The 14,759-nt window shown below is 67.7% G+C and carries 13 protein-coding genes; 6 read left to right on the forward strand and 7 right to left on the reverse strand.

Going from position 1 to position 14,759, the window contains the following annotated elements:
• Positions 1–21 precede the first annotated feature (21 nt).
• Complete coding sequence (locus tag NO978_RS15540) at positions 22–1,329, forward strand: MFS transporter (RefSeq protein WP_369684153.1); 1,308 nt, start codon at positions 22–24, stop codon at positions 1,327–1,329.
• Here NO978_RS15540 and NO978_RS15545 read toward each other — a convergent pair.
• On the reverse strand, positions 1,326–2,111 hold the full coding sequence (locus tag NO978_RS15545; protein ID WP_257300507.1) for a TrmB family transcriptional regulator: 786 nt from the start codon (positions 2,109–2,111) through the stop codon (positions 1,326–1,328). The two genes, NO978_RS15540 and NO978_RS15545, sit on opposite strands and share 4 nt — an antisense overlap.
• A gap of 137 nt (positions 2,112–2,248) precedes the next feature.
• Here NO978_RS15545 and NO978_RS15550 point away from each other — a divergent pair, with 137 nt between their 5' ends.
• The 3 genes from NO978_RS15550 to NO978_RS15560 all read left to right on the forward strand — a co-directional run bounded on the left by NO978_RS15550 (position 2,249) and on the right by NO978_RS15560 (position 4,777).
• Complete coding sequence (locus NO978_RS15550) at positions 2,249–2,581, forward strand: multidrug efflux SMR transporter (RefSeq protein ID WP_257300508.1); 333 nt, start codon at positions 2,249–2,251, stop codon at positions 2,579–2,581.
• 261 nt (positions 2,582–2,842) lie between these two features.
• Positions 2,843–3,211 (forward strand): cupin domain-containing protein, encoded by a 369-nt coding sequence (locus NO978_RS15555; RefSeq protein WP_303647344.1) that lies wholly within the window; start codon positions 2,843–2,845, stop codon positions 3,209–3,211.
• Positions 3,212–3,421: 210 nt separating this feature from the next.
• Positions 3,422–4,777, forward strand: coding sequence for an NAD(P)/FAD-dependent oxidoreductase (locus tag NO978_RS15560; protein WP_257300510.1), 1,356 nt, complete (start codon positions 3,422–3,424; stop codon positions 4,775–4,777).
• Positions 4,778–4,855: 78 nt separating this feature from the next.
• Here NO978_RS15560 and NO978_RS15565 read toward each other — a convergent pair whose 3' ends face one another.
• The gene (locus tag NO978_RS15565; RefSeq protein WP_257300511.1) at positions 4,856–5,053 is read right to left on the reverse strand and encodes a heavy-metal-associated domain-containing protein; all 198 of its coding nucleotides are present in this window, start codon (positions 5,051–5,053) and stop codon (positions 4,856–4,858) included.
• Positions 5,054–5,211: 158 nt separating this feature from the next.
• Positions 5,212–7,836, reverse strand: a complete 2,625-nt coding sequence (locus tag NO978_RS15570) for a heavy metal translocating P-type ATPase (RefSeq protein WP_257300512.1) — start codon at positions 7,834–7,836, stop codon at positions 5,212–5,214.
• Between the two features lie 250 nt (positions 7,837–8,086).
• On the opposite strand from NO978_RS15570, the gene NO978_RS15575 reads away from it, so the two are divergent.
• Both NO978_RS15575 and NO978_RS15580 read left to right on the forward strand, forming a co-directional pair.
• On the forward strand, positions 8,087–10,729 hold the full coding sequence (locus NO978_RS15575) for a heavy metal translocating P-type ATPase (RefSeq protein WP_257300513.1): 2,643 nt from the start codon (positions 8,087–8,089) through the stop codon (positions 10,727–10,729).
• A 147-nt stretch (positions 10,730–10,876) separates the two neighbouring features.
• Positions 10,877–11,245, forward strand: coding sequence for an SHOCT domain-containing protein (locus tag NO978_RS15580; protein ID WP_257300514.1), 369 nt, complete (start codon positions 10,877–10,879; stop codon positions 11,243–11,245).
• Positions 11,246–11,265: 20 nt separating this feature from the next.
• On the opposite strand, the gene NO978_RS15585 is transcribed toward NO978_RS15580, so the two are convergent.
• The 4 genes from NO978_RS15585 to NO978_RS15600 form a co-directional block, all read right to left on the reverse strand.
• Positions 11,266–12,609 (reverse strand): sorbosone dehydrogenase family protein, encoded by a 1,344-nt coding sequence (locus NO978_RS15585; protein ID WP_303647338.1) that lies wholly within the window; start codon positions 12,607–12,609, stop codon positions 11,266–11,268.
• Positions 12,610–12,674: 65 nt separating this feature from the next.
• Positions 12,675–13,226 carry a hypothetical protein gene (locus tag NO978_RS15590; RefSeq protein ID WP_257300516.1) on the reverse strand — a complete coding sequence of 184 codons (552 nt, stop codon included), beginning with the start codon at positions 13,224–13,226 and terminating at the stop codon, positions 12,675–12,677.
• 59 nt (positions 13,227–13,285) lie between these two features.
• A complete protein-coding gene (gene gdhB / locus NO978_RS15595; protein WP_257300517.1) occupies positions 13,286–14,581 on the reverse strand; it encodes a glutamate dehydrogenase GdhB in 1,296 nt (431 codons plus the stop codon).
• A gap of 2 nt (positions 14,582–14,583) precedes the next feature.
• Positions 14,584–14,727 (reverse strand): rubrerythrin-like domain-containing protein, encoded by a 144-nt coding sequence (locus tag NO978_RS15600; protein ID WP_257300518.1) that lies wholly within the window; start codon positions 14,725–14,727, stop codon positions 14,584–14,586.
• Positions 14,728–14,759: the final 32 nt, after the last annotated feature.

The raw sequence follows: 14,759 nt of genomic DNA on the forward strand, positions 1-14,759 counted from the left end.
GCGGGCGAGGACGCGGTTGCCGTGCCGGGGATGACGCGTCGCCGCGTCGTCGGCACGCTGTTCCTGATCATCTTCCTCGACCTGCTCGGCTTCGGCATCCTCATCCCGGTCATCCCGCTCTACGCGAAGTTCTTCGGGGCGAACGAGTTCGTCGGAAGCCTGCTCATCGCGACGTACTCGCTGTTCCAGTTCGCCGGCGCACCCATCCTCGGCCGTCTCTCGGACGAACGCGGACGGCGCCCCGTCCTGCTCCTGTCGCTCACCGGGAGCGTGCTTGCGTGGACGCTGTTCGGGCTGGCGGGGGAGCTCGGCAGCGCCATCGGTGCGGCCAACGGGCTCGTCGTCCTGTTCTTCGCACGGGCGCTGGCCGGGGCGATGGGAGGCAACATCGCCACGGCGAACGCCTACATGGCGGACATCACGCCGCCCGAGGACCGTGCGAAGGGACTCGGCATCCTCGGCGCGGCGTTCGGGTTGGGGTTCGTCTTCGGCCCCGCCATCGCCGGTCTGGTGTCGAGCCCTGCCGCACTCTCGCTGTTCGAGTCGGTCCTCCCCGCAGCGGTCCCCGTCAGCGAGTTCACGATGCCGTCGTTCACCGCGGCCGCGCTGACCGCGGGGAACCTCGTCCTCGCGTTCTTCGTCCTGCCGGAGCCGAATCGACGGGAGGTCACCACGGCGGGGGGCGAGTCCCGCCTCAGGCAGCTGTACGACGCGGTGCGCTCGCCCGACATCGGCTCGCTCGTCGTGGCTTTCTTCCTCGCCTCCTTTGCGTTCTCGGCGTTCGAGAGCCAGTTCATCTTCCTCACGAGCGACCGACTCGGCTACGGCACCGCCGAGAACGCGGTGTTGCTGACGTACATCGGCGTGCTCATCGCTATCGTTCAGGGCGGGCTCATCGGGCCGCTCACGGACCGTTTCGGCGAGTACCGGCTCGCCCTCGTCGGCGCGGGCGTCCAGGTCGTGACGCTCGCGCTGGTGCCGTTCTCGCTGTCGTGGTCGTTCGTCCCCGCGCTCGGGCCTGTCGAGTCCGGCGCCGTCGCACTGGCGCTCGTCTCGACACCGCTCGCGTTCGGCAACGCCCTCACGAACGTCTCCCTGAACGCGCTGGTGTCGCTCAACGCCGACGCCGACGAGCAGGGCGGCGCGTTCGGCCTCACGCAGTCCGCGAGCAGCCTCGCCCGGACGTTCGGCCCGGCCGTCGCCGGCCTGCTCTACGTCGCCGTCGCCTACTGGTCGCCGTTCGTCGTCGCTGGCCTGCTGTTCGTGCCGATTCTCGTCCTGCTCGGGGTGGTGACGCGGGACCGGATCGAGTCGACAGCCGAGGCCTAGAGCAGCGGTGTCGCGTCGGCCCAGAGGGCCTCGAACTCTCGCTCGAACGCGTCAACTACCTCGGGAGCGCTGATTCCCACGACGGCAAGCCGGTCGCCGAAGTCGCGTGGACTGGGGATGTCGACCGTGGTCAGTTCCCCGTCGACGACGTCGAACGACACCGGCACCGTGGGATGGGCCCTGATCTCGAAGCTGCCCGGCGCGGATTCGACGAGGGCCGGGAACCTCTCCGGGAGGCTGTCCAGCACGCTGTCTGCGAGCACGAGCGAGACGGAGAGCCCGTCCGCGGCGCCGTCGAGGAACGCCGCGACTTCCGTCTCGAACGTCTCCCACGGCGCGTGCTCGTACGGTGGGCCGATAGTCGCCAGGACCGAATCCGTCGCAGTTCGCGTGTGCTCCCGCATGGCAGTCTGCATCTCCTCGCTGCCGAGCGACCCGAGCCAGACGCTCGCGTCCGCGGGGGCAGTCGGGAGCAGGTTCGACCGGACGGAGCGGGCGACGCCACGATACCGCTCCCACTCGTCGGCGAGTTCGCGGGTCCGCTCGGCGAGGAGCCTGTCGACAGCGACCGCCGGCTCGACGGCCCGGTACCGGGTCGGTTCCGTTGCCTGTGTCCCGACCAGCCCGCGGGATTCGAGCCCGTTGAGCACGTCGTAGATCCGGCCCCGGGGCACGTCGCTGGCGGTCGAGAGGTCGGCTGCGGTCGTCGCACCGGTCACGAGGAGGGTGCGGTAGACCTGTTCCTCGTAGCTCGACAGGCCGAGTTCTCCGAGCTCCGTCATCGGTCCGTGCTTCTCGGGTGGACGACAAAAGTGGTGCGAGCCTCGACGGCGTCGCGACGAGCCCGAACCGCGAAAACGGACTGCAAGTGGCACCCGATTCGGCAACGGTAATACGACCGCCCCCGGGAACAACGAGCATGCATCCCTACGCGTTGCTCGCCGCCGCCATCGTCTCGGAACTCCTCGGGACGACCGCACTCAAGCTATCGGACGGGTTCTCGAAGCCGCTACCCAGCATCGCCGTCGTCGTCGGGTACGGCGTCGCCTTCTATCTGGTGTCGTTGACGCTCGAGGGGCTGCCCATCGGCGTCGTCTACGGGACCTGGGCCGCGCTCGGCATCGTCGGCGTGGCTGGAATCGGCGTCGTGCTGTTCGACGAGCCCGTCGATCTGGCCGGGGTGCTCGGCATCCTGTGCATTCTCGTCGGTGTGTACGCGATGAACGTCGTCTCGGAGATGGCCGCACACTGAGTCACGTTCAGCGAGGGCCGGGAAGAGAGCCCGCAGTTATCCGCTGTCGGCAGCGGTCCCAACCCCGGCGTGGGTGCGCGGGCGGACCGCCTCATCGAGTCGGTCGACTGCCCTGCGGAGGAACTGCTCGTCCGTCTGTCTTCCCGCCCAACCACCGTCCAGCAGTCGTGGTGCCGAACGTCGCCCCAGGAAGCGGACGAGCAGAGCGCAGACCAGGTCGACACCGACAGGGCCGTACTTCTGGCCCACGATAGGTCCACCATGGAGAAGACGAACCTCACCAGGGCATTCGACTCGTTCGACGAGCAGTGGTCGCCTCGGGTCGCCGCGGAGCTGAACGGTCAGGCGGTCAAGCTCGCGAAGGTCGAAGGCGAGTTCGTCTGGCACCAGCACGAGGACGCCGACGAGCTGTTTCTCGTCCGCTCCGGCGAGTTGACCATCGAGTTCCGCGACGACCCCGACGTCGTGCTGGAGGAGGGCGAGCTGCTGGTCGTCCCCAGGGGTGTCGAACACCGACCGGTCGCCGACGAGGAAGCCGAGATACTGCTGTTCGAACCGGGCGAGACACAGAACACCGGGAACGTGCAGGACGACGAGTTGACCCAGACGGAGCGCCGGGACCTCGCCTGACCGCGGAACCGACGGACCACCCCCGTCCAACCTTGTCGGACGACGCAGTCGGTACCCCTGGGAATCGTTTAAAGAGCCGTACATGCGCCGCAATACCCCCTCGCACGTGGAGACGGAAGCTACGCGTATGTGCCAGCACCTCGAGTGCACGAGAGGGACCGACAGCGGGAGCGACGCTCGGCACTTCTGCGATAGCGAGGTCGGCCTGTCATGACGCTCGCCACAGTTCCCCGGTACGACGCATCGGGTGTCGGCACCGTCGGCGACCGTGCGGTCGTCCTGGGCGGGAGCGTCGCCGGGCTCTGTGCGGCGCGTGTGCTGCGAGACGTTTTCGAGTCGGTGGTCGTGCTCGACCGTGATCCGCTTCCCGCGGACCCGGTCGCCAGAGACGGTGCCCCCCAGACGCGACATCCACACGTCCTGCTGGAGGGTGGACGTTCCACGCTGGAGGACCTGTTCCCCGGGTTTTCGGAAGCCCTCCTCGAAGCGGGCGGACTGCTGGTCGACGCGAGCAGGCAGCTCCACGAGTTCAACAGCGGCGACTACATCGCCGACGTTCCGGAACGGCTGCCGACGTACTGCGCGAGTCGACCACTCCTCGAGGCGGTGCTCCGCCGACACACCCGAGCACTGGACGGGGTCGTCCTGCGGGAGGAGCACCTGTTCACCGGCTACGAGACGGATGCGAGGGGCCGAGCAGTCACCGGCGTGACCGGGCGAGACTCCGAGGGCGAGCCGTTCGAGCTCCCGGCCGACCTAGTCGTCGACGCGACCGGACGGACGAGCCGCACCCCGTCGTGGTTGGCCGAGAACGGCTTCCAGGAACCGGCGACCGACGAGGTGACCATCGAGGTCGCCTACAGCACCGTCCGCGTCGAACGACCGCCGGACGACAGGCGGATGTTCCTCGTCGCACCGACCCCACCGCGGACTCGCGGCGGTGCCCTCATCCCGGCCGAGGACGGCCAGTGGGAGGGCATCCTGCAGGGCGTCCACGGCGACGACCCACCGACCGAGCCCGAGCGCCTCCAGCGGTTCGCGGACAGCCTCCCGGCGGACGAGTTCGGGACTATCCTCGAAACCCACGAGTGGCGCACGGAGCAGGCAGACCGCTACCCCTATCCCGCAAGTCGACGCCACCGGTACGAGGACCTCGAACGCTTCCCGGATGGACTCGTCGTGACGGGCGACGCACTCGCGAGTTTCAACCCCATCTACGGGCAGGGGATGTCCGTGGCGGCGCTCGAAGCGCTGGCCCTGCACCACGCGCTGGCCGACGGGGGGCTCGACGAGCTGGCTCCACGGTTCTTCGACCGCGCCGCAGACATCGTCGACGGTGTCTGGCGGGTCGTCGTCGGGAGCGACTTCGCGTTCGGGGAGACCAGCGGTCCGGAGCCCACCGGCGCGGGAGTCACGAACTGGTACATGGACCGGTTCGTCGACCGGGCTCACGACGACCCGTTCCTGAGCGAGGTGTACGCACGGGTCACGCGACTGGAGGCGTCCCCCACGGCGCTGTTCCGTCCGAAGGTCCTCTGGCGTGTCTTTCGGCCGTTCGGCGGCTGAACCGAGGACGACCGAGCAGCGGCTCTCGTCTCGTGGGGTGACCGAACTGTCTGACCCCCGACGCTGGCGCGGCGGTGTTCAGGCGTGGGCGGTGTAGCCAGCGTCCTCGACTGCCGTGAGCAGTGCCGACACCTCGGCGTCGCCTTCGACGGTCACCCGCTCCGATTCCCGGTCGGCGTCCGCGTCTGTCACGCCCGCTACGTCGCGGAGGGCCTCCTCGACGGTCTGTTCGCAGTGGCCACAGCTCATCCCCTCGACGCTGATTGTCGTCGTCATGGCCGAGTCTATGGGCCCGGGATATATTTCGGTTGTCGATTCCACCCGTGATCGGACCCGGCGCTCAGTCTGGCCCCGGTGACTGTCGTCGGAAACACCGCCGTTCAGCGTACTGGAGGGGTCGGAGTGGCCAGCGAGAGAAGGTTGCAGAGATCGGCTCAGTCGCCAGTGGTCCCCACGGGCTCGCCGCCGTCGGGCCGAATCCGCGACAGCCGCATCGCGTTCGCCGTCACTGCCGTCGTCATGCCGGCGTCGCCGGCGAGGACCGCGAGCCAGATGGGCACCAGGCTGAACGGGACACCGACGGCCAGAGCCGCCTTGACGGCGAGACTGGCCCAGATGTTCTGTCTGATGACGCCGTTGGCGTCGTTCGCGAGCTCGTAGAGGTACGGGAGCTTCGAGAGGTCGTCGCTCATGAGCGCGATGTCCGCCGTCTCGAGTGCGGTGTCCGTCCCGGCGGCACCCATCGCGACACCCACCGTCGCCGTCGCCAGGGCTGGGGCGTCGTTGACGCCGTCGCCGACCATCGCGACCCCGTCGTACTCGTCGTTCAGCTCCTCGATGGCAGCTACCTTCTCGTCGGGCAACAGCCCGGCGCGGAACTCGTCGACGCCGACCTGCTCGGCGATGGCACGGGCGGTCCGCTCGTTGTCGCCAGTGAGCATGATGGTGTGCTCGACGCCGAGCTCCTGCAGCCGGGCCACGGTCCGCTCTGCGTCCGGGCGGACCTCGTCGGCGACCGCGATGACGCCTTCCAGTTCGTCCTCCGTGCCGACCAGGACAACGGTCTTGCCCTCCGACTGGAGCGCCGGGACGGTGTCGTGCAGCAGGTCGAGGCAGTTGTTGTGGTCGCAGATGGCCTCTGCGGTCTGGGTGACGACCCCGCCGTCCGTGGTCGCGTGGACGTGCGAGAGGTCGAAGCCAAGGTCCTCGAACAGGCCGGGCTTGCCGGCGTAGTGCGGCCGGCCATCGAGGTCCGCCCGGACGCCCTTCCCGGTGATGCTCTCGAAGTCGTCGACCTCGCGTTCGGCGACTCCGGCGGTGGTGGCCTGCTCGACGATGGCCTCGCCGATGGGGTGCTCGCTGCGAGCCTCCAGTCCGCGCGCACAGCGGAGCACCTCCGACTCGGTGTTGCCGTTCAGGGGGACGACGTCGGTCACCGTCAGCTCGCCCCTGGTCAGGGTGCCGGTCTTGTCGAAGGCGACGGCCTCGACGGCACCCATCGCCTCGAGGTGGTTGCCGCCCTTGATGAGCACGCCGTTCTTCGCGGCGCTCGTGATGCCGGACACCACGGAGACGGGCGTGGAGATGACGAACGCACAGGGACAGGCAAGCACCAGCAGCGTCAGCCCGTAGACCACCGCGGTCGACCAGCTCGCACCCAGTACGGACGGGCTCCCGAGGGTGACCAGCACCGCGAAGGCGACCACGACAGGTGTGTAGTACCCGGCGAACCGTTCGACGAACTGCTCGCGCTCGGTCTTGTTCGACTGTGCGTCCTCGACCATCTCGACGATGCGCGACAGCGTGTTGTCGCCAGCTTCGGACGTGACCTCCACCTCGAGGTAGCCGCCCTCGTTGATGGTGCCTGCGTACACGCCGTCCCCGTCGGTCTTGTCGACGGGGACGCTCTCGCCCGTGATGGGAGCCTGGTTGACCGCGCTCTGGCCGTCGACGACGACGCCGTCCATCGGGATCTTCTCGCCGGGCCGGACGACGACGATGTCGCCGACTCCCACCGCGTCCACGGGCACCGTCTCCTCGTCGCCGTCACGCTTGACCGTCGCCTCGTCGGGCGAGAGGTCCATCAGTTCCTCGAGGGAGTTCCGGGCGCGGTCCATCGAGTACCGTTCGAGGAGCTCGGCGATGCTGAAGAGGAACGCCAGGGTGGCGGCCTCGAAGTAGAGCGCCTCGCCGAAGGCGACGCTGGCGACCAGAGCGCCGAGGATGGCGACCGACATCAGGAAGTCGATGTCCAGGCTCCGGTTCCGCGCGGAGTAGTAGCCGTTCCGGAGGATCTCCTGGCCGCCGGTCGCGATGGCGACGAGGAAGAGGACGTCGGCGACGAACAGCTCGCTGCCGAGGACGGTCGTCACCTGTGCGTTCTGGCTGTGGAGCAGGAACTCAAGGAGGAGACCGAGCGACAGGAAGCCGCCGCTGGCCCAGGTCTTCAGCGCGCGGGCGCTCGTCCAGATACTGTCGCTCGACTCTCCCTCGGTGGGCGCGCCGGTGCTCTCAGTCACCTCGTATCCCGCGCTCTCGATGGCACCGACGACGTCTGCCTCGGTGAGGTGCCCGTCGTCGTAGGCGACCGTCACCGTGCCGGTGGTCGGCTGTGGTTCGATGGACGTCACGCCGTCGAGAGCGCCGACCGCATTCTCGACCTTGCCCGCACACGACGGACAGTCCATCCCCGGGACGGTGAGCGAGAGCGTGGATTGCTCGTCCCGGTCGATGCTGTAGCCAGCCTTCTCGATGCGGTCCGCAACCGCGTCGGGCGAGGTCACGGACGGATCGTAGGTGACGGTCAATGTCCCGGTCGTCTCCTGTGGGTCGATTTCGACGATGCCCTCTAGCTTGCTCACGCTGTTCTCGACCTTGCCGGCGCAGGACGGACAGTCCATGTCGGGCACCGAGAACTGCGTCACGCTACCGTCAGCCGGTGAGTCCGACCCAGAAGCGGGTTCGCCACCAGCGTCCGGCTCCGGTGGACATCCGCAGTCGGCGTCGTCGGGGTGGGATACGTCGCACGCGTCCTGTGTATCCCGGTTGGGGGAGGTCATTGGCTGGGGCTAGGCGACCGCGAGTTATTAAACCAGCTACTAATGACCGGGGGTCGAATGCAGCCATCGTATTAACTACTCGTCGCCGTTTTAATATCTCAGTCGGCGAACTGACCTCCCGAGCGCTACTGTTCCGTTCCATATTGGAGTCCGCTCTGCGGACGATACCTTCGATTCGAAATTTCAGCGGTCGATTTGCAACGGTATCGAAAGGACAAACCGATTGAAGGAGTAGCCCGTAGGACTAGATATGAGCACGCATCGAAGCCACATCGACATCCAGGGGATGAGCTGTGCGAACTGCTCACAGACCATCGCCGAGCGGCTGGACGGGCTGGAGGGTGTCTCGGAGGCCAACATCAACTACGCCACCGACGAGGGGACCGTCGAGTACGACCCGGAGCAGGTGTCGCTCGACGAGATATTCGAGGCCATCGGCGACGCCGGCTACAGCCCCATCACGGAGTCGGTGACCATCGCCATCACCGACATGTCCTGTGCGAACTGCTCCGAGACGGTGCAGGACGCGCTGGAGTCGCTCCCGGGCGTCGTCCGCGCCGACGTGAACTACGCGACGGACGAGGCACAGGTAACGTACAACCCGGCGGAGTCCTCCCTCGACACCTTCTACGAGGCAATCGAGAACGCCGGGTACTCACCCGTCAGAGAGGGGTCGGACGGACAGGACGGCAGCGCCGACAGCGACGGGAGCGGTGAGAGTGCACGCGACGCCGCACGCAACGCCGAAATCCGCAAACAGCGCCGGCTGACGCTGTTCGGAGCGTTGCTATCGGCGCCGATGCTGTTCTTCCTCGCCGACAAGTTCCTGCTCGGCGGGGCGTTCGTCCCGGAGACCGTCTTCGGGGTACAGCTCGGCTGGGTGGAGTTCGCCCTCGCTACGCCCGTCCAGGTCCTGCTCGGGTGGCCGTTCTACCGGAACTCGTACAACGCGCTCGTCAACAACCGGCGGGCCAACATGGACGTGCTCATCGCGCTCGGGTCGAGCACGGCCTACGTCTACTCGGTGAGCGTCCTGTTCGACCTCGTCGCCGGCGGCGTGTACTTCGACACCGCCGCGCTCATCCTGGTGTTCATCACGCTCGGGAACTACCTCGAGGCACGTTCGAAAGGCCAGGCCGGCGAGGCGTTGCGCAAACTGCTCGAGATGGAGGCCGAGACGGCGACCATCGTCGACGAGGACGGCACCGAGCGCGAGGTTCCGCTGGAGGAGGTCACGGTCGGTGACCGGATGAAGGTCCGTCCCGGCGAGAAGGTCCCGACGGACGGCGTCGTCGTCGACGGCCAGAGCGCGGTCGACGAGTCGATGGTCACCGGCGAGAGCGTCCCCGTCGAGAAGAGCGAGGGTGACGAGGTCGTCGGCTCGACCATCAACGAGAACGGTCTGCTCGTCGTCGAGGCCACGAAGGTCGGCAGCGACACCGCCCTCCAGCAGATCGTCCAGACCGTCAAGGAGGCCCAGTCCCGCCAGCCCGACATCCAGAACCTCGCGGACCGCATCTCGGCGTACTTCGTGCCCGCGGTCATCGTGAACGCTCTGTTCTGGGGCGTCGTCTGGTTCCTGTTCCCCGAGTCGCTCGCGGGATTCGTCGACGCGCTCCCGTTCTGGGGACTCGTCGTTGGCGGCCCCGGCGTCGCCGGCGGTGGCGTCTCGGTGTTCGAGTTCGCCGTCATCGTGTTCGCGTCCGCCGTGCTCATCGCCTGTCCTTGCGCACTCGGGCTGGCGACGCCTGCGGCGACGATGGTCGGCACCACCATCGGCGCACAGAACGGCGTGTTGTTCAAGGGCGGTGACGTGCTCGAACGCGCGAAGGACGTCGACACCGTGGTCTTCGACAAGACGGGCACGCTGACGAAGGGCGAGATGGAGCTGACCGACGTGGTCGCCTTCGAGGACGGCGAGGCCGTCACTGCCAGCGGCGAGACCGCCGCCGACGGTGGGGAACTCGCCGCCGAGGACCGGGTGACCGAGGAAACCGTGCTGAAGCTCGCTGCGACGGCCGAGAGCGGCAGCGAGCATCCGCTCGCACAGGCGATCGTCGAGGGTGCTCGCGAGCGCGGTATCGACGTCGAGAGTCCCGGGGAGTTCGAGAACGTCCCCGGCCACGGTGTGACGGCGACGGTCGAGGGAGACGAGGTGTTCGTCGGGAACCGCAAGCTGCTCCGCGACAACGGTATCGACCCCGACCCCGCTGCCGAGACGATGGAGCGCCTCGAGTCGGAGGGGAAGACCGCGATGCTCGTGGGCCGTCGGCCCGCCGACGGAGGAAACGGTGAACTCCTGGGTGTCGTCGCCGACGCGGACACCGTCAAGGAGAGCGCGAAGGACGCCGTGAGCGCGCTACAGGACCGTGGCGTGGCGGTGATGATGATCACCGGCGACAACGAGCGCACGGCACGCGCCGTCGCAGCGCAGGTCGGCATCGACCCCGAGAACGTCCGTGCCGAGGTCCTGCCCGAGGACAAGTCGGACGCGGTCGACGCCATCCAGTCGGAGGGGCGGAAGGCGATGATGGTCGGGGACGGCGTGAACGACGCGCCCGCCCTCGCCGTCGCGTACGTCGGCACCGCCATCGGCTCCGGTACCGACGTGGCGATCGAGGCGGCCGACGTGACGCTGATGCGCGACGACCCGCTCGACGTGGTGAAGGCCATCCGAATCTCCGACGCGACGCTCGCGAAGATCAAGCAGAACCTCGTCTGGGCGCTGGGCTACAACACCGCCATGATTCCGCTCGCCTCGCTCGGCCTGCTCCAGCCCGTGCTGGCGGCCGCCGCGATGGCGTTCTCCAGCGTCTCGGTGCTCACGAACAGCCTGCTGTTCCGCCGGTACACCCCGGACCACGACTACAGCCTGCTCGGCCGGGGGCGCTGAGCGGCGCTTTCGAATCCGAACCGGTACCGAGCATCACTAACGCATTCGAACTTTCCAGTACGCTTGCGACGGTGCATCGAAAGAACAACCGCATTGAACCGTGTCCACGGACCTAGAACTGTGGAGACGGTCCACGGAGAATAACCAATGTCACGACACACCACTGACGGCTCGCTCGTCACGCTCGGCCTCTTGGTCCTCGGAGCGCTGCTCATCCTCCCGCTGCTGTTCATGGGCTTCGGGATGATGGAGTACGGCGGCATGATGGGCGGCTGGGAGCACGGGATGTGGAACGGTGGGGCCGCACCAGGGTGGGTCGTGGTGTTCGGAGCCGTGCTGCAGCTCGGCTTCCTCGTCACCCTCGTCGGCCTCGGATACCTCGTCCTCCGCGCGCTGACCGGGTCGTCGTCCGGGTCGGAGCCCGCACTCGAGGAGCTGCGGTTGGCATACGCTCGCGGCGATATCAGCGACGATGAGTACGAGCAGCGGCGTGAACGACTCGAACACGACCGCTGACTGCCCACGTACTGGCAGCCTCACGCCGCCGATACGAGGCGATGCAGTCCGCCGCCGCTCCCGCCGTTCCCGAGTACGTACAGCTCCCCCTCGTGGCGACCGAAGGAGAGTATCTGCGAGAGCTTCCCCGCATCGCTGTCGGTGATGGGGAGCACCGACGTCTCCCACAGCCCGTTCTCGCCGGGCCTAGCTACGAACAGCCTCCCCTCCGCCTGGTAGTCGCCGAAGACGAACTGGCCCTGTAGCCCGGGAATCGCGTCGCCGCGGTAGACGTTGCCCGGGATGACGGAGACGCCGCTGACCGGCGCTCCCTCCTGGGGGTACTCGACGACCGGCGGGAGCAACGGTTCGCCACCGCGGACGTCGTCGGGGGTCCTGTCGGGGCAGTCGTCGGCCTGGAAGCAGTGAGTCGCCTCGCGCACGTTCCAGCCGTAGTTGCCCCCTCGCTCGACGACGTCGACCTCCTCAAACCGGTTCTGGCCCACGTCGCCCGCGAACAGCGTCTCGCCGTCGAATGCGAGCCGCCACGGGTTCCGGAACCCCCAGGCGTAGTGCTCGTCCATTCCCTCGCGCCCGACGAGCGGGTTGTCGTCCGGGATGGCGTACCCGCGGTCACCCTCCCGACCGTCGACGTCGATCCGGAGGATGCTCCCGAGCAGGTTCTCGGTCACGTCCTGGCCGTTGCCGCCGTCGGTCCCGTCGTACCAGTCGTCGACGTGGCCGAAGCCGGCGTCGTTCGCGGCTCCCCCGTCGCCGACCCCGAGGTACAGGTAGCCGTCGGGACCGAACAGCACCGAGCCCGCGTTGTGGTTCGCCTGCGGCTGGTCTATCTCCACGACGACTCGTTCCGACGCCCGTCGTGCCGTCAGCCCGTCCGCCGAGACGGTGAACGCAGAGAGCACGAAGGTGTGGCTGTAGTCGGCCGACGTGTCGCTGCGTCTGGGCGCGGAGTAGCGGACGAACAGCCGGCGGTTCTCGGCGAAGTTCGGGTGCAGCGCGATGCCGAGCAGTCCCTGTTCGAAGCCGGTGACGACGGCGTCGGTGAGGTCGAGCAACGGCTCGTCGCGGACGCCGTCGGTGTCCACGACCCGGACCCGACCTGGCTGCTCGGCGACGTAGCGCCGGTCAGTTCCGGGCACGAAAGCGATGTCCAGCGGGTTCTGCAGCCCAGTCGCGAGCGTCTCGAGGGCGACGGCGTCCGGCACGGCTGGCCCTGCGCTTGTCCCGTTCGGACTCGTTCCGTCTCCACTCGAGGTCGGCGACCGGTCTGTCCCCGTTCCGTCCGAGTCGGAGGAGTTGGACGCACACCCTGCACTGACAGTGAGCGCGCCAACCGTTGCGGCCAAGAAGCGGCGACGGTCCATGGGTCTACTGCGCACTGCAGCGGCGTAACAGTTGGTGTGCGCGTCCACGGGCCGCGCTCTCAGCCTCAGCAGATCTCGAAGCCGACGCGGGGTTCACCGTCCGAGACAGCGACGTTCACGTCGCCGAAGCAGGCGTTGGTCTGGACCGCACGGGAATCCTGTTTCGACCCGACTTCGGCGACGATACGGTACTGGACGATGCTCTCCGGCTCCAGCTGTTCCAGATTGTAGACCACGTCGTCGAAGGACGGCCCGACGTCCAGCGTCGTGCTGTGGACCTGCTCCCCGTCTCGTCGGATGCGAAGTGTCAGCGTGTGCGTGGTCGAGTCGTTGTTCTCGACGCGAATCGGATGGTCGGGGTCGAACGTCTCTTCGTCGGCGAGTGGCCCGTCGGTCCGGCCGTCGGTCGTGTCCACGATGTCGTTGTCCGTCGGTGCGTGCGTGGACTCGGTCTGGCCGTTGGTCGTGTCCACGATGTCGTCGTCCGTCGACGCGTACGTGGAGCCGGTCGGTGTCGAACTGTCATCGTCGCCCCCGCCGAGCGAGTCCAGACAGCCTGCGAGCCCGGCGATGGCGAGGGTGGAGGTGCTCGTTGCGAGGAACTTGCGGCGGTACATCAGTTCTCGTTTGGCTGGTGCACCGTCAAGTGTTTTCTGGAGATCTCTGCTTCGCGGTGTCAGGGCCAGAGCCCGCGCGTGTCGTGGGCTTCTGCGACGCGGGAGAGCGCGACGATGTACGCGGCGTCCCGCCAGGTCACGTCCCGCTCGTCGAACGCCTCCCGGACCTCCGTCCAGGCCGCCTGCATCTCGGCCTCCAGCTCCTCGTGGACGCGCTCCAGGGACCACGCACGGCGGTTGATGTCCTGCAGCCACTCGAAGTAGCTCACGGTCACGCCGCCAGCGTTGGCGAGGATGTCGGGCACGACGGGGATGCCACGCTCGGTGAAGATATCGTCGGCGACGGTGGTGGTGGGACCGTTCGCTCCCTCGACGATGATGTCGGCATCGACATCGCGGGCGTTCTCGGCGGTCAGAACGTTGCCAACTGCGGCAGGGACGAGCACGTCGACGTCCAGTTCGAGCAGCTCCTCGTTGCTGACAGTCCGCGGTGCCTCGTGCTCCATCACGGCCTCCGGTTCCGTGGCGTGGGACGGGATGGCGGCGGTGTCGAGGCCGTCGGGATCGTAGATGCCTCCGTTGACGTCGCTCACGGCCACGACCGTAGCGCCCCACTCGTCGAGCAGCCGGGCCGCACTGGCGCCGACGCTCCCGTAGCCCTGGATGGCGACGGAAGTGTCAGAGACGTCCCTGTCGTAGTACTCGACGATTTCGCGGGTGATGATTGCCACACTTCGGCCGGGGGCGCCGTCGCGTCCCTCGCTCCCGCCGATGACCGGCGGCTTGCCGGTCACGACGCCGGGTGTCGTCTCGCCCTGCTGCATCGAGTAGGCGTCCATCAACCACGCCATCGTCTTCGGGTCCGTTCCCATGTCGGGTGCGGGGATGTCGACCGTCGGCCCGATGACGTCACGGATCTCCTGTGCGAACCGTCGGGTGAGGCGCTCCTTCTCGTCGCTGCTGAGCTCCTTCGGGTTCACCGCGATGCCGCCCTTCGCACCGCCGAACGGGAGATCCATCACGGCACACTTCCAGGTCATCCACATGCCGAGGCCGACGCACTCGTCGCGTGTCACCTCCGGGTGGTAGCGGAGCCCACCCTTGTACGGCCCTCGGACGCTGTCGTGTTGCGCCCGATAGCCCGTGTACACCTCGACGGTCCCGTCGTCGCGTTCGATCGGGACTGTCACCTCGTGGACCTTCTTCGGGTACCGGAGACGTTCGATGATGTTCGGGTCGACGTCCACCAGCTCGGCGGCGTGTTCGAGCTGGCGTCGGGCGGTTTCGACCGCCGACTCCGGTTCGACTGCTCCTGTGCTCGACTCCTCTGTCGCCGTGCTCGATTGGGAGGCCATGATTACTCGATAGGCGTCCGTCGATTCCGCATCGCGCCGGCACAGTCCGGACACGACGCGGGTGGGTTGGTCGCGACGATGATCGTTCCACAGTCGAAGCACTCGTACGGACTCTCCTCGTCGGGGTTGACATCTACATCTCTCATTGCGGTCACGAGCGCCAGCGGGAAGACCGGGG

Source organism: Haloarchaeobius sp. FL176 (assembly GCF_024609245.1).
GTDB lineage: Archaea > Halobacteriota > Halobacteria > Halobacteriales > Natrialbaceae > Haloarchaeobius.

Excerpts from the sequence above, each read along its gene's own strand:
- NO978_RS15545 (WP_257300507.1), bottom strand. The coding sequence starts at position 2,111 with ATGACGGAGCTCGGAGAACTCGGCCTGTCGAGCTACGAGGAACAGGTC.
- NO978_RS15550 (WP_257300508.1), top strand. The coding sequence starts at position 2,249 with ATGCATCCCTACGCGTTGCTCGCCGCCGCCATCGTCTCGGAACTCCTC.
- NO978_RS15555 (WP_303647344.1), top strand. The coding sequence starts at position 2,843 with ATGGAGAAGACGAACCTCACCAGGGCATTCGACTCGTTCGACGAGCAG.
- NO978_RS15560 (WP_257300510.1), top strand. The coding sequence starts at position 3,422 with ATGACGCTCGCCACAGTTCCCCGGTACGACGCATCGGGTGTCGGCACC.
- NO978_RS15565 (WP_257300511.1), bottom strand. The coding sequence starts at position 5,053 with ATGACGACGACAATCAGCGTCGAGGGGATGAGCTGTGGCCACTGCGAA.
- NO978_RS15570 (WP_257300512.1), bottom strand. The coding sequence starts at position 7,836 with ATGACCTCCCCCAACCGGGATACACAGGACGCGTGCGACGTATCCCAC.
- NO978_RS15575 (WP_257300513.1), top strand. The coding sequence starts at position 8,087 with ATGAGCACGCATCGAAGCCACATCGACATCCAGGGGATGAGCTGTGCG.
- NO978_RS15580 (WP_257300514.1), top strand. The coding sequence starts at position 10,877 with ATGTCACGACACACCACTGACGGCTCGCTCGTCACGCTCGGCCTCTTG.
- NO978_RS15585 (WP_303647338.1), bottom strand. The coding sequence starts at position 12,609 with ATGGACCGTCGCCGCTTCTTGGCCGCAACGGTTGGCGCGCTCACTGTC.
- NO978_RS15590 (WP_257300516.1), bottom strand. The coding sequence starts at position 13,226 with ATGTACCGCCGCAAGTTCCTCGCAACGAGCACCTCCACCCTCGCCATC.
- gdhB (WP_257300517.1), bottom strand. The coding sequence starts at position 14,581 with ATGGCCTCCCAATCGAGCACGGCGACAGAGGAGTCGAGCACAGGAGCA.
- NO978_RS15600 (WP_257300518.1), bottom strand. The coding sequence starts at position 14,727 with ATGAGAGATGTAGATGTCAACCCCGACGAGGAGAGTCCGTACGAGTGC.